The sequence below is a fragment of the Alcaligenes sp. MMA genome (assembly GCF_020907215.1).
Taxonomy (GTDB): domain Bacteria; phylum Pseudomonadota; class Gammaproteobacteria; order Burkholderiales; family Burkholderiaceae_B; genus Alcaligenes; species Alcaligenes aquatilis.
The window spans coordinates 841,557-861,949 of the sequence record NZ_JAJJPP010000001.1 but is presented as its reverse complement, the minus strand read 5'-3'; the positions used below and the strand labels follow the sequence as shown (position 1 = coordinate 861,949).

At 55.5% G+C, this 20,393-nt stretch carries 18 protein-coding genes and 1 tRNA gene; 5 read left to right on the top strand and 14 right to left on the bottom strand.

From position 1 onward, the window contains the following. The first annotated feature begins 10 nt into the window (after positions 1-10). Positions 11-472: a MerR family transcriptional regulator gene (locus tag LNA76_RS03890; RefSeq protein ID WP_230017982.1), complete on the top strand. Its 462-nt coding sequence runs from the start codon at positions 11-13 to the stop codon at positions 470-472. A gap of 209 nt (positions 473-681) precedes the next feature. Here LNA76_RS03890 and LNA76_RS03885 read toward each other — a convergent pair whose 3' ends face one another. From LNA76_RS03885 to LNA76_RS03835, 11 genes are all read right to left on the bottom strand, one after another. Then, positions 682-1,251: a nitroreductase family protein gene (locus tag LNA76_RS03885; RefSeq protein ID WP_108727544.1), complete on the bottom strand. Its 570-nt coding sequence runs from the start codon at positions 1,249-1,251 to the stop codon at positions 682-684. Positions 1,252-1,301: 50 nt separating this feature from the next. Then, entirely contained in the window at positions 1,302-2,039 is a 738-nt protein-coding gene (gene pdxJ, locus LNA76_RS03880; RefSeq protein WP_094196856.1) for a pyridoxine 5'-phosphate synthase, read from the bottom strand. A 55-nt stretch (positions 2,040-2,094) separates the two neighbouring features. After that, on the bottom strand, positions 2,095-3,558 hold the full coding sequence (locus tag LNA76_RS03875; RefSeq protein WP_108727545.1) for an efflux transporter outer membrane subunit: 1,464 nt from the start codon (positions 3,556-3,558) through the stop codon (positions 2,095-2,097). Further along, positions 3,558-6,752: an efflux RND transporter permease subunit gene (locus LNA76_RS03870; protein WP_108727546.1), complete on the bottom strand. Its 3,195-nt coding sequence runs from the start codon at positions 6,750-6,752 to the stop codon at positions 3,558-3,560. The genes LNA76_RS03875 and LNA76_RS03870 overlap by 1 nt, the downstream gene beginning before the upstream one ends. A gap of 5 nt (positions 6,753-6,757) precedes the next feature. Then, complete coding sequence (locus LNA76_RS03865) at positions 6,758-7,999, bottom strand: efflux RND transporter periplasmic adaptor subunit (protein ID WP_094196859.1); 1,242 nt, start codon at positions 7,997-7,999, stop codon at positions 6,758-6,760. Between the two features lie 307 nt (positions 8,000-8,306). After that, entirely contained in the window at positions 8,307-9,101 is a 795-nt protein-coding gene (locus LNA76_RS03860) for an ABC transporter ATP-binding protein (protein ID WP_108727547.1), read from the bottom strand. Beyond that, positions 9,101-9,997 (bottom strand): ABC transporter permease, encoded by an 897-nt coding sequence (locus tag LNA76_RS03855; protein ID WP_094196861.1) that lies wholly within the window; start codon positions 9,995-9,997, stop codon positions 9,101-9,103. Before LNA76_RS03855 ends, LNA76_RS03860 begins: the two co-directional genes overlap by 1 nt. Before the next feature lie 79 nt (positions 9,998-10,076). Then, positions 10,077-11,045, bottom strand: a complete 969-nt coding sequence (locus LNA76_RS03850; RefSeq protein WP_094196862.1) for an ABC transporter substrate-binding protein — start codon at positions 11,043-11,045, stop codon at positions 10,077-10,079. A 97-nt stretch (positions 11,046-11,142) separates the two neighbouring features. Beyond that, complete coding sequence (locus LNA76_RS03845) at positions 11,143-11,904, bottom strand: spermidine synthase (protein WP_094196863.1); 762 nt, start codon at positions 11,902-11,904, stop codon at positions 11,143-11,145. 182 nt (positions 11,905-12,086) lie between these two features. Continuing rightward, positions 12,087-13,259 carry a beta-ketothiolase BktB gene (gene bktB / locus LNA76_RS03840; protein ID WP_125276759.1) on the bottom strand — a complete coding sequence of 391 codons (1,173 nt, stop codon included), beginning with the start codon at positions 13,257-13,259 and terminating at the stop codon, positions 12,087-12,089. A 248-nt stretch (positions 13,260-13,507) separates the two neighbouring features. Beyond that, complete coding sequence (locus tag LNA76_RS03835; protein ID WP_094196865.1) at positions 13,508-14,689, bottom strand: acetyl-CoA C-acyltransferase family protein; 1,182 nt, start codon at positions 14,687-14,689, stop codon at positions 13,508-13,510. A 192-nt stretch (positions 14,690-14,881) separates the two neighbouring features. Here LNA76_RS03835 and LNA76_RS03830 point away from each other — a divergent pair, with 192 nt between their 5' ends. Both LNA76_RS03830 and LNA76_RS03825 read left to right on the top strand, forming a co-directional pair. Next, entirely contained in the window at positions 14,882-15,343 is a 462-nt protein-coding gene (locus tag LNA76_RS03830; RefSeq protein ID WP_009457090.1) for a universal stress protein, read from the top strand. 61 nt (positions 15,344-15,404) lie between these two features. Then, on the top strand, positions 15,405-16,190 hold the full coding sequence (locus LNA76_RS03825; RefSeq protein WP_094196866.1) for an isocitrate lyase/PEP mutase family protein: 786 nt from the start codon (positions 15,405-15,407) through the stop codon (positions 16,188-16,190). A gap of 69 nt (positions 16,191-16,259) precedes the next feature. Here the strand turns inward: LNA76_RS03825 and LNA76_RS03820 are convergent, their stop codons facing one another. Next, positions 16,260-16,400 (bottom strand): hypothetical protein, encoded by a 141-nt coding sequence (locus LNA76_RS03820; RefSeq protein ID WP_159063934.1) that lies wholly within the window; start codon positions 16,398-16,400, stop codon positions 16,260-16,262. Between the two features lie 130 nt (positions 16,401-16,530). Further along, the gene (locus LNA76_RS03815; RefSeq protein WP_230017980.1) at positions 16,531-16,692 is read right to left on the bottom strand and encodes a hypothetical protein; all 162 of its coding nucleotides are present in this window, start codon (positions 16,690-16,692) and stop codon (positions 16,531-16,533) included. Here LNA76_RS03815 and LNA76_RS03810 point away from each other — a divergent pair. Next, positions 16,687-17,580, top strand: coding sequence for a LysR family transcriptional regulator (locus LNA76_RS03810; RefSeq protein WP_108727550.1), 894 nt, complete (start codon positions 16,687-16,689; stop codon positions 17,578-17,580). The two genes, LNA76_RS03815 and LNA76_RS03810, sit on opposite strands and share 6 nt — an antisense overlap. Positions 17,581-17,770: 190 nt before the next feature. On the opposite strand, the gene LNA76_RS03805 is transcribed toward LNA76_RS03810, so the two are convergent. Beyond that, positions 17,771-20,038 carry an arginine/lysine/ornithine decarboxylase gene (locus LNA76_RS03805; RefSeq protein ID WP_094196868.1) on the bottom strand — a complete coding sequence of 756 codons (2,268 nt, stop codon included), beginning with the start codon at positions 20,036-20,038 and terminating at the stop codon, positions 17,771-17,773. Positions 20,039-20,203: 165 nt separating this feature from the next. On the opposite strand from LNA76_RS03805, the gene LNA76_RS03800 reads away from it, so the two are divergent. Next, positions 20,204-20,277: transfer RNA gene (locus tag LNA76_RS03800), tRNA-Cys, on the top strand. The last annotated feature ends 116 nt before the right edge of the window (positions 20,278-20,393 follow it).

Genomic DNA, 20,393 nt, shown 5'->3' with positions numbered 1-20,393 from the left:
AGGAAAGCCCATGCTGATTAGTGAAGCGGCCCGCGTAACCGGCCTGACACCCAAGATGATTCGGCACTATGAAGATCTGGGACTCTTGCATAGTGACCGTGCCCCCAATGGCTACCGCGTCTACCAGGATCAAGACCTGGATACCTTGCACTTTATTGTTCGTGCCAAGGATTTGGGCTTCAATCTGGCGGACATTCAGCAGTTGACCAGCCTGTGGCGCGACCAGCAACGTCCCAGCAGCGAGGTCAAGCAACTGGCCCAGGCACATATCAAGGATCTGGAAAGCCGCGCGGCTCTGCTGCTGGACATGGCGGCCAAGCTGCGCGTGCTGGCTGAGCAATGCCAGGGCGACCACCAGCCGGATTGCCCGATTTTGGATGGCTTGGAGGGGGCATGCTGTCATACAGACACTTTGGCCAATGTAGATTCACATGAGCCCGCTCGCCGTAACGCCAATAGGGGCAAGTTTTAAGCCACCCCAACGCCTTGAGCGATTTAGGCACAACAAATGACGATACGGGTGAAACACAGAACCTAGAGGTCGCTCTCTTAACGACCCATCACGATCACATCAGCCGTGCCTGACAGTAGGATGAACACCAAAAAGGCCTGAGTTCACCATCGAACTCAGGCCTTATTATCAAGATCACGAGCTTGACTCGCGCAAGCTAGCACTCAAACTTAGGCGGGCTGCCACTCAGTCAGGAACTGTTGAGGTTCAGGGCGCTGCGCAGGGCCTAGTTTATGAATCGGTGTACCCACAGACACAAAGCCCAGGAACTGGTAATCCAGGGAATCAAAGCCCAAGGCTTCAGGGACCTCTTCACCGTAAGTGCCCAGACCAGTACTCCAGAAAGCACCAAAACCCAATTGATGCGCAGCATGCAGCATATTACTGACAGCCGCACCGGTAGCCAATACACGTTCCAGTTCAGGGATTTTTTCTTCACCGTGATCAATGTGGCTGGCCACGGCGATCAGCATAGGCACCTTGGCCAGCCAAGCGCGCACGCTGGCGGCTTTCTGTTCGGTCAAGGGATTACCGGCGCGTTCGTTGGCGGCAATAGCCAGCTCACCCAAAGCCTGCACGTTTTCACCGCGAATCAGGCAAAAGCGCCATGGCTGCAAACGGCCATGGTCAGGAGCGACCATGGCAGCGCGCAAAATCAGGTCCAGCTCTTGCTCGTTCGGGCCGGGGCCTTGCACCAGCTTGATGGAGCGACGGGACAATAAAGAATCAATAGTACTCATAGTGCTTCCAGAATCAGTTAAGCGTGCCCTGCCCTGATGGCAGGGCTCAATCAGGCTTGAGCAGGGGCGAGCGCTTGCACCAGCAGGGCTTTCATGTCACGCACGGCTTTTTCCCAGCCGTCAAAGACAGCCTGGGCAACAATGGCATGACCAATATTGAGCTCCGTCAGTCCGGGCAAGGCGGCAATCGCTTGTACATTACCGTAATGCAGACCGTGACCCGCGTTCACACGCAGACCTTGGGACACACCTTGAGCAATACCGGCACGGATACGTTCCAGTTCGCTGGCTGCCTGTTCGGGTGTTTGAGCATCCGCATAAGCGCCAGTGTGCAGTTCAATCACGGTAGCGCCGACGTCACTGGCAGCGCGAATTTGCGCCGGGTCGGCATCAATGAACAGCGAAACACGAATACCGGCAGCTTGCAATTGCTGCACTGCGGCCCTGACCTGGTCCAGATGACCGACCACATCCAAACCACCTTCGGTTGTCAGTTCGGCACGGTGTTCGGGAACCAGGCAGACATCGTCCGGTTTGATACGGCACGCAATGTCCAGCATTTCGGTGGTGATGGCGCATTCCAGATTCATCCGGGTACGCAGTACGGGGCGCAGCGCCTCGACATCGGCATCCTGAATATGACGCCGGTCTTCACGTAGATGTAAGGTGATCAGGTCCGCTCCGGCTTCCTCTGCTCGCAAAGCGGCCTGAATTGGATCAGGGTATGTGGTCAGACGCTGCTGGCGCAGCGTCGCCACATGATCGATATTGACGCCCAGTTCTAACATTCCCCAAGGACCTCCGTAGTTTCAGGGATGAATGACTAGACGTATTATCGCCTGTTTATTCCGGTGCTGTCCCAGCGGCCTGAGTCTTTGTTTCAGGCTGGATGGTTTCGGCTGTCCAGCCGCCCCCCAAGGCCTTGTACAACTCGACCCGGTTCATCAAGGATGCCAAGCCAGTTTGGATATAAGCCTGACGCGTACCGTACAGGCTGACTTCCGCCGTTTGTACCTGCAGGAAGCTGTCTATACCCACTTCGTAACGCAGCTTGGCCAAACGCAAGCTTTCGCTGGCCGCCTGATCGACCTCTTGCAAGGCATCGATCTGCTGACCATAAGTGGCTTCGCCCGCCAGAGCATCAGCCACTTCACGGAAAGCTACCTGAATGGTTTTTTCGTACTGGCTGATCGCAATATCACGACGAGCCTCGGCCAAATCCAGATTGGCCCAAGTGCTGCCCGACAACAGCGGCATGGTGACTTGCGGCTGGAACTGCCAGTAACGGTTACCCGAGCTGAACAAGCCACCCAGCTCGGGACTCATGAAGCCCAACAGGCCGGTCAAGCTCAGACGCGGGAAGAAAGCAGCGCGTGCCGCACCGATGCTGTAGTTGGAGCCACGCAAAACGTGCTCGGCGGCCAGAATGTCGGGACGACGTTCCAGCAATTCTGCGGACAGGCCTACCGGCAAGCTAGGCATCAGCTGCGCACGGGTAAACGGCAAGCCAGCAGGCAGATCCTGGGGAATTTCACGTCCCAACAAGACCTGCAAGGCATTGAGCGCCCGCTGGCGATCACGTTCAACAGCCTGCATATCAGAACGCACGGTGTTGTATTGCACCTTGGCCTGATTCAGGTCCAGCGCAGACACGGTACCGGCATCATAAGAGGATTGCACCAGGCGCAATGTCTCTTGACGGCTACGCAGGGTGTTGCTCATCAGAGCATGCAATTCTTCTGCTGCACGTACCTTAAAGTAGGCTTCAGCAGTGCCCGCCACCAAAGCAATATGGGCGGTGCGCTGAGCCTGCTCGGTGGCAAAGTACTGTTCACGAGCAGCACGGGCCAAATCACGCACCCGGCCAAAGAAGTCCAGCTCGAAAGCAGTAATACCGACGCCGGCCTGATACGTACGAGACACGGGCGCCGAGCTTGGGCCAGCAGGACGCAACTCAGCCGGTGTATGAGTGGCCTGCTGGGCCGCCTGTACACCAATGCTGGGCAACTGATCACTGCGTGCCACACCATACTGCGCACGCGCTTCCTCAATACGCTGGGTGGCAATACGCAAGTCACGGTTGTTTTCCAGAGCCTGTTCGATCAGGGCATGCAGGCGCGCATCGGTAAAGAATTCGCGCCACCCCAGATCAGCGACCTGTGCCACATCCGCCTGGCCCTGCTGGGCCAGAGGAAATTGTGCAGGCACAGGGGAATCAGGACGCTCGTACTTCGGTGCCAAGGAGCAAGCCGACAAGGCAAACGCCACGGCCAGCACCAAGGGACTACGTAAAAACATACTAGACATCAGTGCTGTCCTCCTTGCGAACCGGCCGGTTGTGCAGCTTGCTTGGCCAGTTCTTCCTCGTGCAATTTGGCGGCTTCGCCAAACAAACGGGGTTTGGTTTTAAAGAGCTTGAGGATCACGACAAAGAAAGTCGGCACCATCAAGACCGCCAAAGGCGTAGCGGCCAACATACCGCCCAGCACGCCCAGACCCACGGCGTTCTGACTGGCCGCACCCGCACCGGTAGAGGTAGCCAGAGGCACCACACCCAGCACAAAGGCGAAGGAGGTCATCAAGATAGGACGGAAACGCAGACGGGCGGCTTCCAAAGTGGCATCGATCAAGGTGGCGCCACGGGCGTAAGCATCCTTGGCAAACTCCACAATCAGAATTGCGTTCTTGGCCGACAGACCGATCACCGTCACGATACCCACCTGGAAGTACACGTCGTTAGGCATACCCAGACCGGACACCAGCAAGACCGAACCGAGCATACCCAGTGGCACGGCCAGCATCACGGACAGCGGGATCGCCCAGCTTTCATACAAGGCAGCCAGCAGCATGAACACCACCAAAACAGCCAAGCCCATCAGGATACCCGACTGACCCGCCGCCTGACGCTCCTGGTAGGACAGGCCAGTCCAGTCCACACCAAAGCCGCTGGGCAATTGCTTCATCAGGTTTTCCATCTCGATCATGGCTTCACCCGAGGTGTAGCCTGGAGCGGGACCGCCACTGATACGAACAGACTCGTAGCTGTTGTAACGCACGATCTGTACCGGACCTTGTTCGGTCGTCTGGTTCACAAAGGCAGACAGCGGAACCATCTTGCCTTCCTTATTGCGAGCGTTCAGCTTGAGCACGTCCTCAATGGTCATGCGGTACGGCGCATCAGCTTGCACCCAGACACTTTGCACACGGCCCTGGTTGGTAAATTTACCCACGAAGGACGAACCCAAAGCGCCACTGATCAAGGCAGACGCTTCGCTAAAGTTCACTCCCAAGGCAGCAGCCTTGTCACGGTCAATTTCCAGACGAATCTGCTTGCCAGGCCCCAAGCCTGTGATACGCACGCTCTGTGGATCAAACACAGGGCTTTGCTTGGCCAGACCCAACAACTGATCGGCCGCAGCCATCAAGGCATCGTGACCCATGCCACCACGGTCTTCCAGACGCATATCGATACCCGAGGAGTTACCCAGAGCAGAAATAGCGGGTGGCACAATCGCGATCACCATGGAGTCAGGCAAACCGAACAACAACTGCCCCATGGCTTTGCCGGAGATGGCTTGAGCCGAGTTTTCCTCGCCTTTACGTTCGTTGAAGTCCTTCAAGGGCACAAAGGCAATCGCCGAGTTCAAACCACTACCATTAAAGCTGAAACCTTGAACGGCGATGATGTTTTCGACCTGAGGCTGCTCTTTGAAGTAATCCTCGACCTTGGTAATGGTTTCAATCGTACGGTTGGCAGTCGAACCGGCAGGCAGCTCGATATTGGCAATCACGTAACCCTGATCTTCCTCGGGCAAGAACGCGGTTGGCATGCGCATGTACAAAAAGCCCAGCACCAGCACCATGATCAAATAGATGAACATCATCCGACCGCCACGACGCAGGGTCTTGCCAATAAAGCTTTCGTAGCCGTTGGTGGTACGCGTAAAGACACGGTTGAACCAGCCAAAGAAGCCACGCTTGGTTTCGTGATGCCCCTTGGGGATCGGTTTCAACAAGGTCGCGCACAGAGCAGGCGTAAAGGTCAGTGCCAGAAAGCCCGAGAAGGCAATCGACACGGCCATGGCCACCGAGAACTGACGGTAAATCACCCCCACCGAACCGGCCATGAATGCCAGCGGCAAGAACACGGCCGACAGCACCAGCGTAATACCCACAATCGCGCCACTAATTTGCGGCATGGCTTTCTTGGTGGCCTCTTTAGGCGAGAGCCCGTCTTCCACCATGATACGTTCGACGTTCTCCACCACCACGATCGCGTCGTCCACCAAAATACCAATGGCCAGCACCATCGCGAACATGGTCAGCACGTTCACGGACATGCCCAGCACCTGCATCACCGCGAAGGCCCCGAGAATCGCCACCGGCACCACCAGTGCAGGGATCAGGGTATAGCGCACGTTTTGCAGGAACACGTACATCACGATGAACACCAGCACCATGGCTTCCAGCAAGGTGTAAACCACCTGGGTGATGGATTTGTCCACGTAAGGTGAGGTGTCGTAAGGAATGTCGTAGCGAATGTTTTCTGGGAAGAACTCGGCCAACTTCTCCATTTCGACTTTAATCGCCGCCGCGGTATCCAGCGCGTTCGCTTCAGGCAATAAGGAGATTGCAAAGGCCGCTGTCGGCTTGCTGTTCAGACGGGCACCAAACTGGTAGTTGTCCGCCCCCACTTCCACTCGAGCCACGTCCTTGATACGCACGGTCGAACCATCGGCCTGCGAGCGCAGAATGATGTTTTCAAACTCTTCCACGGTTGCCAACTGACCGTTAACCGTAATCGGCGCAGCCACGCGTTGACTGTCCTGATTCGGTGGGCCACCCAGAATACCGGCAGACACCAGCATGTTTTGCTGACGAATGGCGTTGGTCACGTCTGCCGGGCTCATCTGGTAACCGACCAGCTTGGCAGGATCCAGCCACACACGCATGGCACGACCGGACGCAAACAACTGGAAGCGAGCCACACCAGGGACACGGGAAATCGTGTTCTTAATATTGCGTTCGATGTAATCGGCCAGAGCCGTCTGGTCCAGGCTGCCATCCGTGGAGGACAAGGTCACCACTTGCAGAAAGCCTGTACTGGACTGCTCAACGTGCAGGCCCTGCTCCATCACCGCTGTCGGCAAGGACGCGGTAATGTTGCTGACCCGGTTCTGGACGTCCACCTGAGCCATGTCAGGATTGGTACCAGGACGGAACGTAGCGGTGATTTCGGTTGAACCGTAGGAATCACTGACGGACTCGTAATACAGCAGCCCCTTGGCACCGTTCAGTTGATCTTCGATCACACTGGCTACCGTGCTGGCAACGTCTTCCGCCGTTGCACCTGGGTAGGTCGCCCGGATGGTGACCGAAGGGGGTGCCACATCGGGATACTGCGCTACGGGCATATTGGGCAAAGCCAATAAGCCAAATAGCGTGATCGCCAAGGCAACGACCCATGCAAAAATGGGCCTTTCAATAAAAAACTGAGGCATGTCGCTTACTCGCTAGACTTGGCTTCGTTTGGCTCAGCCGCAGCGGCCGGTTCCTGTGCGGGGGCCGCATCAGGAGCAGGCGCAGCGGCGGATTTGTTGCCCTGCTTCCAAGGCATCGTCTGGACAGGTGCACCGGGACGAATCTTCTGGAAGCCTTCGACAATGATCTGGTCGCCAGCTTGCAGGCCATTCTCCACGACATACTGACCATCGCTTTCAGGTCCCAATACAACCGGTACGGACTGGGCTTTCTCTTCACGAACCACGTAAATATTAGAGGCCCCATCCGAGGTGTACTGAACCGCCTGGGCGGGCACCAACAAGGCATCGGGAATCACGCCTTGTTCCAGACGAACGCGCACGTACATACCGGGCAAGAGGATCTCGTCAGGGTTCGGGAACACGGCACGCAAGGTCACTTGCGAAGTAGAAGGATCCACGCTGACACCGCTAAACAGCAGCACACCGTCCTGATCGTACAAAGAGCCATCTTCCAGCACAGCCTTGGCTTTGGCCTGGGCCTCGCCCGCTGACTTCAAGGTGCCATCGGCCATGGCGCGACGCAGTTGAGTCAGCTCTGCCGTCGAACGGGTCACATCAATATAGACACGATCCAGTTGCTGTACGGTTGCCATGTGCGTGGCGTTGGCGGCCGAGACCAGCGCACCTTCGGTTACGAAGGATTTGCCAATACGACCTGACACCGGCGACACAATCTTGGTGTAGCCCAAATCAATATTGGCGCTCTCTAACGTGGCTTGCGCAGCAGCAATCGCCGCATCCGCCTGCATCGCACGGGCCTTGGCATTATCGTAATCCTGACGCGAAACCGCATTTTCCTTGATCAAACGCTCATAGCGCTGGGCCAATTGCTTGGCACTTTGCGCTTCCGCCTGCGCATTTTTCAACTGGGCGGCGGCCTGATTGCGAACAGCTCGGTAAGGAGCAGGATCAATGGTAAACAAGAGCTGATCTTGTTTGACATCAGCGCCCTGTTCAAAGTTGATTTCTTCCACGATTCCCGACACACGGGCGCGGATTTGTGCATCTTTGATGGCTTCGACTCGTCCAGGCAGCTCGGAGAACAACTCGGTAGAGGTCGGTTGGACGGTAATCACACTGACCGGGACCTTCATCCCGCCGGCCGGAGCTTGAGGCTCTTTGTTGCCGCAAGCGGCCAGAAGAACCAAGGAAGAGAAGGCAGCAATACGGAAAGTCTGCCGACCCAACAAGCTTTGAAATGACATGAAGAACTCCTGAGCTAAGCGTTGCATGGGAGTTTAACGCTTAAACTGACTGGATTGTATGGTTTGGACAAGCAGCAAGTATATGTCGAAAAAGCCCAAATCAAACAGGAAAATTTGCGATGAGACGCATTCCGATCTTGCAATCGTTTGGCGACTACGATTAGCCAGCTCCCCCCTTACACTTGCCCCGTCGTCCGCCTACGCCAAAAGAACACGTATTATCATATGCCTAGGGATTTTTTAATATAAAAAAACCGCGTTTACCCCCTAGAGTTGACGCGGTTTTCCAGATTCGGAATAGTGCTTTCTAGCCTAGCAATAAACTATCATCGGCTAGTGTTTCACCCCGCACCTTCTCAAACATCTCCAGCAAATCACGCACATCCAGGCCTTGGCGCTGCTCACCACTGACATCCAGCACCACCTTGCCTTGATGCAACATCACCGTGCGGTCGCCCACATCCAGAGCCTGACGCATACTGTGCGTGACCATCATGGTGGTCAGGCCACCTTCGCGCACAATACGGTTGGTCAGTTGCAACACGAAGTCTGCTGTACGTGGATCCAAGGCGGCAGTATGTTCATCCAGCAACAATATCTTGGAAGGACGCAACGCGGCCATCAACAAGCTGACCGCCTGACGTTGACCACCAGACAGCAAACCGATACGGTCTGTCAGACGGTTTTCCAGACCCAGGCCCAAGGTTTCCAGGCGCTCTGCAAACTCAGCACGCATGGAGTGACGCACAGCACGGCTCAACCCGCGGCGACTGCCACGACACGTCGCCAGTGCCATATTTTCTTCAATGGTCAGGTCCTCACAGGTACCAGCCATCGGATCCTGAAACACACGGGCAACCCAGTTGGCACGTTCCCAGACCGGGCGACGAGTCACGTCCACGTTGTCGATCATGATTTGACCATCATCGACAGACTGGTCGCCCGAGATCGCATTCAGAAAAGTAGACTTGCCTGCGCCGTTCGAGCCGATCACGGTCACAAACTGCCCTTCAGGAATGGTCAGGGACAAGCCGCGCAAGGCGCGGGTTTCAATAGGCGTGCCTGGGTTAAAGGTCAGGCACAGGTTTTTTGCTTCTAACATTACTGAGCCCCCTTCTGTTTACGAGCACGCTTTTTCTTGAGCAATGGAATCACCAGCGCCACGGTTACCAACAAGGCGGTGACCAGATTCAAGTCCTGCGCTTTCAAGCCGATCACATCGGCATTCAGGGCCAAAGCAATAAAGAAGCGGTACAGAATCGCGCCCAGCACCACGGCCAAGGTGGCGTAGAACAGTTTACGGGCAGGCAAAATGCTTTCACCCACAATCACGGCGGCCAGACCAATCACGATAGTCCCAATACCCATGGAAATATCCGCCCCACCCTGCGACTGAGCAAACAAGGCACCGGCCAAAGCGACCAGCGCATTGGAAATCGCCATCCCCAGCAAAAGCATATTGCCGGTTGCCACGCCTTGCGCACGAGCCATACGGGCATTGGCACCAGTGGCACGCATGGCCAGACCCGTTTGTGTACCGAAGAACCAGTCCAGCGCCAGCTTGGCGATGATCACCAAACCAATCAGCAGCAAAGGACGGGCAATATAGTCAGCGATGGCTTCGGGCTGCAGGATCGTAAAGACCGTCGGTTCCATGATCAAAGGAACATTGGGACGACCCATGATGCGCAGGTTAATGGAATACAAGGCGATCATCATCAGGATACTGGCCAGCAGATCCATGATTTTCAGGCGGACATTCAACCAGCCGGTAATGGTTCCGGCAATGGCGCCGGCAAACGTTGCCACCACGGTCGCCAGAAAAGGATCATTGCCCTGACTGATCAGGATGGCGGCAACCGCCCCACCCAAAGGAAAACTACCATCGACCGTCAGGTCAGGAAATCGCAAGATGCGAAAAGAAATCAGAACACCCAGAGCAACCAGTCCGAAAATCAGACCAATCTCCAGGGCCCCCCACATTGAATAAATAGACATATTGTTGGACGTCTAGGATACAAAAGAAACAGGCGGGCAGCTTGTGGCAACCCACCTGCAAGAAGCAGTCAGCTCAGGCTTATTCGACGATTTTTGTAGCGGACTTCACGAAGTCCTCGTTAAGCGAAACGCCTTGGCGCTTGGCAGCGCCCGGATTGACATACAGTTCCAGATTGCTGCTGGTCTCGGAAGCCATATCGCCGGGTTTTTCGCCCTTCAGAATACGGATGACCTGTTGACCGGTTTGCAAGCCCAGGTTGTAGTAGTTCACGCCCAACGCCGCGATCGCGCCACGGGCCACACTGTCGGTGTCAGAGGCAATCAGGGGTACTTTGGCATCGTTACCGACTTTGACCAAGGATTCGTATGCCGACACCACGTTGTTATCAGTATTGGTGTAGATCACATCGACCTTGCCCACCAGACTACGGGCAGCCGCACCCACGTCCACGGTACGAGGAGCCGTGGCTTCTACCAGCGTCATGCCATGCTTGGGCAACAGCTCTTTCATTTCCTTGACGACCACGGCCGAGTTGGCTTCACCGGGGTTGTACACCATACCCACACGCTTGGCATCGGGAACGATTTTCTTGATCAGATCCACCTGGGCTTCCAATGCCAGAGCGTCGGACACACCCGTCACGTTGGTGCCGGACGGCTCCATGCTGGGGACCAGATGCGCCACCACGGGATCGGTCACCGCCGAGTACACCACAGGAATGGTCTTGGTTGCTGATACGACAGCCTGAGCCGAAGGCGTGGAAATCGCCACAATCACGTCAGCCTTGTCGCCCACGAACTTGCGAGCAATTTGAGCAGCAATGGCAGGGTTGCCCTGCGCGGTCTGAAACTGCCATTTGAAGCCCGAGGCTTCGTTGTAACCGGCATCAGTCAGTGCTTTGTGTACCCCATCCTTAATGGCGTCCAAGGCCGGATGTTCCACAATCGACGATACCGATACAGATTGCGCATGAACTGCAGCGCCCGACATCAATCCCACACAAGCCAACGCGGCCGCCACCTGATGCACCGATCTGATCAGCTTCATCCAATTACTCCTTAGATGCAAAAACGAAAATTTTAGGTGTTAAGTCTAACGCGAACAGCAGGACTTTGCCCCTTGAGGTAATCCCTGCCCCAACACTTTACTGGTCTAGCATCTGTCGACGAAACGACAACAGTTCCCTGGCCCAACGCGTGGCCGGCAAGCCATAATCGGCCTGCACGTGCTCGGCCCGATTGAGCAGCTCTCCGGCCGTCATCTCCAGTGTGCTGCCCTTGAAGGCCAGAACCACTTGGTTGCCCTCGTCCATCTCGGGCAACAATAAGACTTTGCCATTGAAGGCTTCACGAATATTGTCAATATTGTGTTTGAAGCTGGGATGCGCACCAAAAAGATTGACGGTCATAATGCCCTCGTCATCCAGAATGGCACGACAATCCTGGTAAAACTCCAAACTGTCGCGCACCGGGCCTTCGGCATGGGCGTCGTATAAATCCACCATCAAGGCGCGATATTGGCCGTGCTGATCGCTGTCTTGCACCCAGACCCCGGCATCAGCCTGATCAATCAGGGAGCGTGGGCTACGTGGCAAACGGAAAAAGGCATGACACATCCCAATTACAGACGGGTTCCATTCCACCGTCTGCACCTGGCTGTCGGTCTGCTTCAGACAGAAGCGCAACAAGGATCCCGCCCCCAGGCCCAGAATGGCCAGCTTGTGTTCGGGCTTGGGGTCTGGCGTAAACAACAGCCAGGCCATCATTTGTTGTGTATAGGCCAAGACCAATTCAGCGGGCTTGCGAATGCGCATGGCACCTTGAATCCATTCCGTTCCAAAGTGCAGATAACGGATCCCCTCGCTTTCCGACAACGTAGGACTATCGTCCCCCTGCTCACCAGCCATGAAACTCTTCCTTGCAAATCAGTCAGGCACCCCGGTTCAGGCAGAAGCAACTTTCCCTCAGCAATCTGAACCTGGACATACCCTGCAGACAGAGAAAACAACGCCGGAAGGTGACATTGCGCCCCTTCCGGCGTTTTTTAGCAAGGCGCCATCATAACAGCGATCACTTGATGAGCAACGGCTCACTGGCGCTCGATAATTAGGGCCACTCCTTCGCTGCCGCCATGACACATGGTTACCAGCGCATACCGCCCCTGGATACGCTGCAACTCATGCAAAGCCTTGACCACGAGTGCCGCCCCTGTCGCCCCCAAAGGATGGCCCATACTAATGCTGCCGCCATTCGGATTGACACGTTCTGGATCAAAATCCAATTCTTTGGTAACGGCGCACACCTGTGCCGCAAACGCCTCATTGGACTCGATCACATCAATATCGGCCACTGTCAGCCCCGCTCGCTTAAGCGCCAAGCGAGTCGATGGCACCGGCCCCATTCCCGCAAGTTGTGGATCCACGCCCGCATGCGCCCATGAGCGCAGCTTGCCCATGGGTTTCAAGCCTTGACGACACGCCTGCCCCTCTTCCATCATCAGCACCACCGCCGCCGCGTCCGCTAAACCCAGAATGTTGCCAGCCGTCACCGTTCCCCCGTCGCTCTGGAAAATAGGCTTCAAGGCGGCAAGCTGCTCCAGGCTCCCATCATGCCGGACATGCTCATCTTGCTCGAAGACGGTCCCCTCATGGGCCACCATCGGAACGATCTGCTCTTTAAAGTATCCGCTTTCAATGGCACGCGCCGCTCGACGATGCGACTCCAGGGCCAACTGATCCTGTTCACAACGAGACACACCGTACTTTCTGGCGACATTCTCCCCCGTCACCCCCACATGCTCCCGAGTCAAAGGGCTGATAAAAATTTCCGACAAAACATCCACCAAGGCCACATTACCCATGCGGCTCCCCCAACGCTGGGAGGTCGCCATATACGGTATTCGACTGGTGCTTTCAACACCGCCAGCCAAAGCCACCTGGGCCTCACCCAATACGATCGCTTGCGCTGCCGAAATAATGGCCTGCAAACCTGATGCACATAAACGATTCACGCTCATCGCAACAGCCTCATGAGCGACCCCCACCCTCATGGAGGCCGCCCGAGCCAAATAGATATCCTGGGGCTCGGTCAGCACCACCTGCCCCATCACCACCTGCTCCACCTCCGAGGCAGATACGCCGCTTCTGCCCAACACTTCCTGCATAACAGCAGCGCCCATCTCAACGGGGGGCACACTCCGTAACGAACCACCAAAGTTACCAAACGCGGTTCGACACGCCTGAACCAGGACGACTTCTTGCATACGAACCTCCTTTTATTCTGACGAGAGAAAAAAGTGGCTCCGTGTTCAGCCACACAAGCCACGTATAATTTGTAAAACAATTCGATGCAATTGGCCGGATGCTTAGGGGCCACTACAAAACAAATAATCAGGTCGGCGTTTTGTAAGATTTACTGTTATGTGCCGCAAAAAAAGCCGGCAAGTGGTTTAGTACCACTTCCGGCTTTCTTGCTCTCTAAACGAGGCCTAGAGAGGGACAATCAACAAGCTCAAGAGCGCTCGAAAATCGCCGCAATGCCTTGGCCGCCACCAATACACATGGTGACCAGCGCGTAACGACCCTGAACGCGCTGCAATTCATGCAAAGCCTTGACGGTAATGGCCGCGCCGGTCGCCCCAATAGGGTGGCCCAGGCTAATACCACTGCCGTTGGGATTGACGCGCGCCGGGTCCAAGCCCAACTCACGTACTACCGCGCAAGCCTGGGCGGCGAAAGCTTCGTTGGACTCGATCACATCCAGGTCCGACACGCTCAAACCGGCACGTTCCAACGCCACACGGGTTGCGGGCACAGGGCCAATGCCCATGATGCTGGGATCGACACCGGCATGGCCCCAAGACACGAGTTTGGCCAATGGCTTCAGACCACGTTGACGCGCCTCTTCGGCACACATCAACAAAACAGCGGCCGCACCGTCATTCAGACCGGAGGCATTGCCCGCCGTCACACTGCCACCGTCGGGCAGGAACACGGGCTTCAAACCGGTAAAGTTCTCCATCGTGGCATCCAGGCGTACGTGTTCGTCCTGATCAAACACGATCTCGCCCTTACGGCTTTTCTGGATGATGGGTACGATCTGCTCTTTAAAGTAGCCTTGTTCGATTGCGCGACGCGCACGCTGGTGCGATTCCAGTGCCAGCTCGTCCTGATCGGCACGGGTTACGCCGTATTGGCGAGCTACGTTTTCAGCCGTAATACCCATATGAACGCGATCAAAGGGATCCGTCAGCGCGCCGGTCATCATGTCCATCATGACCGAGTCGCCCATGCGAGCGCCCCAGCGATGTGCGCTGGACATATAAGGAGCACGGCTCATGCTTTCTGCACCGCCTGCCAAGGCCACCTTGGCATCACCGAGCAAAATGCCCTGCGCGGCCGACACAATAGCCTGCAGGCCCGAGCCACATAAACGGTTAACGTTCATGGCCGGTGTTCCATGCCCCACCCCAGCCTGCACCGAGGCCACACGCGACAAGTACATATCGCGCGGCTCGGTCTGAATGACCTGCCCCATCACGACATGCTGGACGTCTGCCGCTGATACGCCACTTCTGTCCAGTACCGCGCGCAACACCGTGGCTCCCATCTCGATTGGCGACACATTCTTTAATCCACCACCAAAATCACCAATCGCGGTACGGCATGCCTGGACTACCACTACTTCTTTCATATGAATCTCCCTCAATCCCTTTGGGATATGATAACCAGCATAAAAAAGCCAAGCTGACAAAACGTCCACTCGAATATACACGGCTGCCATGGAAAACCGTAAAGCAGACACAAAGACCGTAATTCGCAGTATGGTTTGATACCTTACCCACAAGACACGTTCTTGATAACCCTTTTTATAGGATTCCCCCTCATGTACGAGCGTATCCTGGTATGTACCGACGGCTCAGAACTGTCCGCCCACGCCGTCACCCATGCACTGAATCTGGCCAAGACCAGCGGCGCCAAATTGCTGGCTCTGCGCGTCATTCCGCGCTATCGACAAAGCTATCTGGAAGGCGGCCCCATTATTGACCAGAAGCTGGATAGCCGTATCGAAGCCTCCTGGGTAGAGCACGCGCAATCCGAATTGGCTGCCGTCAAACAAGCCGGGAAAGATATTGGCGTTTCAGTCAAAGGCCTGGTGGTGAAATCAGAACTGGTGGCCGATGCCATTATCTCTACCGCTGAAAAACAAAAAGCCGACCTGATCGTCATGTCCTCGCATGGCCGCAAGGGCTACAAGCGTCTGCTCTTGGGCAGCGAAACACAGCATGTCCTGACCTACTCGGAAATCCCCGTCCTGGTTATCCGCAAGAAAGCCAAGAAAAAATAGAACGTGGCCAGGCATTAAAACGCAAACTTCGGTTTGCGTTTTTTGTTCTCAGGAGTTCGGCATGACAATCAGCACACAGGACAAACGCCGCCGTTTTCGAGCCTTGCATGAAAGCGGCTTACTGGTTTTGCCCAACCCTTGGGACATAGGGGGAGCCAAACGCTTGGAACGTTTGGGTGCTCAGGCGATTGCCAGCAGCAGCGCCGCTTTTGCCTGGTCAAACGGCCTGGAAGATTTTGAAGTGGGCCGCGATGCCCTGCTGGCACATTTGCGGCAACTGGCGGCCAGCACAAACCTGCCGCTCAATGCCGACTTTGAAAACGGTTTTGCCGATGAGCCGAAACAGGTCGCAGAAAACGTCCGTCTGGCCATTGATACCGGCATTGCAGGTTTGTCCATCGAAGATCGCCAAGGCAACGAGCTGTACGAACTGGATCTGGCCGTGGCCCGCATCCAGGCGGCCAAGCAAGCCATTTGCAGCAGTGGTGAGGACGTTCTACTAGTGGGACGCAGCGAAGGCATGCTGATTGGCGCGCTGGATCTGGAGCAAACCATAGCCCGGCTGCAAGCCTTTGCCCAGGCCGGTGCCGATGTGGTCTACGCCCCCGGTTTACGCGAGCTGGACGATATTGCCCACGTAGTTCAGGCACTGGCACCGACACCCGTGAATGTGCTGCTGATTCATCCGGGGCTGAACGTGCCTGATTTGGCAGCCATTGGCGTACGCCGTGTCAGCACCGGCTCACAACTGGCCTTGGCCACCTGGAATTGCTTTGAACAGGCCAGCCTACAGTTGCTGGAGCAAGGACATCTGCCCCCTACCCAGGCCCATCGCCGCTGGTCTTAGTGCCAAACCGGCAGGCATAAAAAAAGCGCAAGCACCATGGCTTGCGCTTTTTACACCTACAGTCAGAACTTAGTTGTCCTGAGCCTGGTCGCTGGACGCGTCCACCTTGGCTTCCTGATCGGTTTCTACAACTGCTTTCTTGGGAGCCACCCAATTCAGGGGCTCAACCTCAAAGGCCTGTTTACGACGTACTGGTTTCGATTTGCTCACGAATAACTCCTGCTCAATATCGCCAGGGGGCACTGCCCTTAGTGCCCCGATTTCTTTATTATATCAATGATTAGACCACAAATCAATTTTTTAATAATATGAGTGCATTATGGATGCAAATTAGACGATGTTAGAACAAAATAAAGGCAATTAAAAACAGGGCTTTTTCATAGACAATTCCAGTCAAAATAACTGGTCTGCAAACACCACTCCCCACCCCAACCCAAGGTCCCCAGTAAAAACTCACTTTTCGCGCATTTAAGTAAAACAATAAAGAGACAATGGCATGCATGATTTCCGCTCCATCGACAATCTGGATCGTTCCTTGCGATGCTTTTTACGCATCGCACAACTGGGTTCGGTCAGCAAAGCGGCTGATGATCTGGGACAAAGCCAATCCAGCCTGAGCAAACAATTAAACACATTGGAACAAAGCCTGGGACAGGTCCTGTTTACCCGCACCGGACGCGGAGTCAGCCTGAATGACGCAGGCGAGCTACTGCGCCAGGCCATTGAACCCGCTTACAGTCGTATTGACGGCGCCATCCATGCAATGCGCCAGGACCATGGCGTCAATTCAGGCACAGTAAGGCTGGCCACTGTACACACATTGAGCTACTACTTCATGTCCGATGTGGCTGCCGCTTTCATGAGCTCACACCCGGCCGTGAATTTATCCTTATTGGGGCGCAGCTCGCCCGAAGTGGTGGCGTTGGTGGCAAACGGCAAGGCCGATGTCGGTTTTGTATACGACTCGGCAGTGGACTGTGGTGGCTTGGTCTCGCACACTTTATTTGACGACCAAATGTGCCGTATCTCCGCCAAACAGGAGCCATTTCCAAATGCAGACTTAAACCACCAGGCCTTGCGCCTGATCGGGTTTCCGCCTCACTACGCCCTGCGCCGAATGATTCATAGCAGCGGCTTGCACCCTGAATTTGTGGCGGAAGTCGAAACCATCGACGCCATGTTACGGCTGGTCGCCTCAGGATTGGGAGACTGTATCTTGCCCAGTCGCATTCCCGACAGCCTGCTGCACGAGCACAATCTGCACAAATACCCGATTGAGCAACCGAGCCTGCACCGCCGGGTTGTCGCGATTTTGCGGGCAGACCGCGACCCGCAAATCCTGACCTCGCGTTTGCTGGAATGTGCTTTGCGCACGGCCCAGAGTCTATAGCGAAACGCTGCAACAAGAACCTGTCACAAGAATTGGTCGCAGGCAAACCGCCCATAAAAACCGGGCCTGATTAAAGACGCTTCAAATCTGGATATTTTCCAAAATCTTGAAGGTCCATCACCAGGCCCGCTTGCTTTACAGCCCTAGCCAAAGACCGATGCCCAGCCCCGGCCTTGGATAGCAAACTGTTTTACTGCGCCACGCAATCCACGTAGTAACGCTTCTGACCCGAGGCATCGACCTCTTCCACAAAACCGTGGATATCCGTACCAAAGCCGGGACACTGGCGGTGCAGTTCACGCGAGAACTTCAGGAAATCCACAATCGTCTTGTTGAAAGCTTCACCCGGAATCAAGAGCGGAATACCCGGCGGGTAAGGAGTGATCAGGTTGGTCGTCACGCGACCTTCCAACTGATCAATCTCGACCCGTTCAGTACGACGCTGCGCAATGCAGGCAAAGGCATCAGCCGGACGCATGACAGGCACCACATCCGACAGATACATATCGGTCATCAGACGGGCAATGTCGTGCTTGGCGTACAACTGGTGCACGTGCTGACACAAATCGCGCAAGCCCATTTCTTCGTAGCAAGGATACTGACGCGCGAACTGAGGCAGAACACGCCAGACGGGCAAGTTACGGTCGTAATCGTCCTTGAACTGCTGCAAGGCTGTCACCAGGGAATTCCAACGGCCTTTGGTAATACCGATGGTGAACATGATAAAGAAGCTGTACAGGCCAATCTTCTCCACGATCACGCCACGCTGCGCCAGGAACTTGGTCACGATAGAGGCTGGAATACCGGTTTCACCAAACGTGCCCGTCAGATCCAGACCGGGGGTGACAATCGTCGCCTTGATCGGATCCAGCATATTGAAGCCATCAGCCAGCGGGCCAAAGCCGTGCCACTCGCTGTGCTCAACATCATCCGTAATAATCCAGTCTTCGGGCTGCCCCACCCCGTCCTCGGCCAGGGTTGGCGGCCCCCATACCTTGAACCACCAGTCGTCCTCATCAAACTGCGACTCGACCTTGCGCATGGCGCGGCGAAAGTCTAACGCCTCAATAATGCTTTCCTCTACCAGCACACGTCCACCGGGCGGCTCCATCATGGCAGCGGCCACATCGCAGGACGCAATAATCGCGTACTGCGGGCTGGTGCTGGTATGCATCAGGTAGGCTTCATTAAACAAATGGCGATCCAAACTACGGGTTACCGAGTCCTGTGCCAATACATGGCTGGCTTGGCTCAAGCCGGCCAGCAGCTTGTGGGTGGACTGGGTGGAGAACACCATGGTTTCTTGTGGACGCGGACGGTTCTTGCCCATGGCATGGAACTGACCGTAGAAAGGATGGAAAGCCGCATGCGGAATCCAGGCCTCGTCAAAGTGCAGCACTTCCACGTAACCGTCCACGGCATTCTTGATCTCCTGAGTGTCGTAAATAATGCCGTCGTAAGTGGACTGGGTCAGCGTCAACACGCGGGGTTTAACCGTGTCGGCATCCAGGTGCGAGAGCAAGGGGTGCTTGCGGATCTTCTCGCGAATGGTCTCGATATCAAATTCACTGCGTGCAATCGGGCCAATAATCCCGAAGTGGTTGCGCGTAGGACGCAGGAACACGGGAATGGCACCGGTCATCACGATGCTGTGCAGGATGGATTTGTGGCAATTGCGATCCACGACCACCACATCGCCGGGAGCCACAGCGTGATGCCAGACAATCTTGTTGCTGGTGCTGGTGCCATTGGTGACGAAAAAGCAGTGATCAGCATTGAAAATACGCGCGGCATTGCGTTCACTGGCACCAATGGCCCCGTTGTGGTCTAGCAATTGACCCAGCTCTTCGACGGCATTACACACGTCGGCACGCAGCATGTTCTCACCAAAGAACTGGTGGAAAATCTGCCCGACCGGGCTTTTCAGAAAGGCCACACCGCCGGAGTGACCGGGACAGTGCCAGGAATAGGAACCATCTTCGGCGTAGTCGAGCAAGGCTTTCAGAAACGGAGGCTTGACGCCTTCCACATAGCTGCGCGCTTCACGCACGATGTGGCGCGCCACAAACTCGGGCGTGTCCTCGAACATGTGAATGACGCCCTGCAGCTCGCGCAAGATATCGTTTGGCATATGACGAGCTGTTTTGGTCTCGCCATAGACATAAATGGGCACATCGGTATTGCGACGACGCACAGCCCGAATAAAGGCACGCAAATTGACCAGCGCCGGGGCGCTGTCTCCATCTTGCGTGAACTCCTCATCATCGATGGACAAAATAAACGCGCTGGCACGACTTTGCTGCTGGGCAAATTGACTCAAATCGCCATAACTGGTGGTTCCCAACACCTCGAAGCCTTCAGCCTCGATCGCATCTGCTAATACACGAATGCTCAGACCAGACGCATTTTCAGAACGAAAATCCTCATCGATAATCACAATGGGGAATTGATATTGCATGCCATGTCCTTAATACAAGGGAGCGCCGCAGGGGCGGCAAAAAAAGGGAGGGACGCCAGTCGCTTTCGTGCAGCAGATCGTACCGATTTTCACGTCCCGTCATTTGACACTTGCTTTTCCCTACGTCCTTGGGCATAATTCTACATGTCCCAGGACAAAACAAAAGGCGTGGTGACAGATTGGCTATGTGACGGACTGCAAATCCGTTCAGGTTGGTTCGATTCCAGCACACGCCTCCATCTTGCTTGCATTCAAGACAGACAAAACTGGCCTTCTTTCCGGTTTTGATCACACAGAAAAAGTCGCCATTACGGCGATTTTTTTATTCCCTTTTCCTGCACGGCAAATCCTTGCA

Bases quoted from the DNA above. Each gene is read 5' to 3' on its own strand.
- LNA76_RS03860 (WP_108727547.1), bottom strand. From the start codon at position 9,101: ATGTTAGAAGCAAAAAACCTGTGCCTGACCTTTAACCCAGGCACGCCT.
- LNA76_RS03885 (WP_108727544.1), bottom strand. From the start codon at position 1,251: ATGAGTACTATTGATTCTTTATTGTCCCGTCGCTCCATCAAGCTGGTG.
- LNA76_RS03850 (WP_094196862.1), bottom strand. From the start codon at position 11,045: ATGAAGCTGATCAGATCGGTGCATCAGGTGGCGGCCGCGTTGGCTTGT.
- LNA76_RS03810 (WP_108727550.1), top strand. From the start codon at position 16,687: ATGCATGATTTCCGCTCCATCGACAATCTGGATCGTTCCTTGCGATGC.
- LNA76_RS03805 (WP_094196868.1), bottom strand. From the start codon at position 20,038: ATGCAATATCAATTCCCCATTGTGATTATCGATGAGGATTTTCGTTCT.
- LNA76_RS03825 (WP_094196866.1), top strand. From the start codon at position 15,405: ATGACAATCAGCACACAGGACAAACGCCGCCGTTTTCGAGCCTTGCAT.
- LNA76_RS03845 (WP_094196863.1), bottom strand. From the start codon at position 11,904: ATGGCTGGTGAGCAGGGGGACGATAGTCCTACGTTGTCGGAAAGCGAG.
- bktB (WP_125276759.1), bottom strand. From the start codon at position 13,259: ATGCAAGAAGTCGTCCTGGTTCAGGCGTGTCGAACCGCGTTTGGTAAC.
- pdxJ (WP_094196856.1), bottom strand. From the start codon at position 2,039: ATGTTAGAACTGGGCGTCAATATCGATCATGTGGCGACGCTGCGCCAG.
- LNA76_RS03855 (WP_094196861.1), bottom strand. From the start codon at position 9,997: ATGTCTATTTATTCAATGTGGGGGGCCCTGGAGATTGGTCTGATTTTC.
- LNA76_RS03865 (WP_094196859.1), bottom strand. From the start codon at position 7,999: ATGTCATTTCAAAGCTTGTTGGGTCGGCAGACTTTCCGTATTGCTGCC.
- LNA76_RS03875 (WP_108727545.1), bottom strand. From the start codon at position 3,558: ATGTCTAGTATGTTTTTACGTAGTCCCTTGGTGCTGGCCGTGGCGTTT.
- LNA76_RS03815 (WP_230017980.1), bottom strand. From the start codon at position 16,692: ATGCATGCCATTGTCTCTTTATTGTTTTACTTAAATGCGCGAAAAGTG.
- LNA76_RS03890 (WP_230017982.1), top strand. From the start codon at position 11: ATGCTGATTAGTGAAGCGGCCCGCGTAACCGGCCTGACACCCAAGATG.
- LNA76_RS03830 (WP_009457090.1), top strand. From the start codon at position 14,882: ATGTACGAGCGTATCCTGGTATGTACCGACGGCTCAGAACTGTCCGCC.
- LNA76_RS03835 (WP_094196865.1), bottom strand. From the start codon at position 14,689: ATGAAAGAAGTAGTGGTAGTCCAGGCATGCCGTACCGCGATTGGTGAT.
- LNA76_RS03870 (WP_108727546.1), bottom strand. From the start codon at position 6,752: ATGCCTCAGTTTTTTATTGAAAGGCCCATTTTTGCATGGGTCGTTGCC.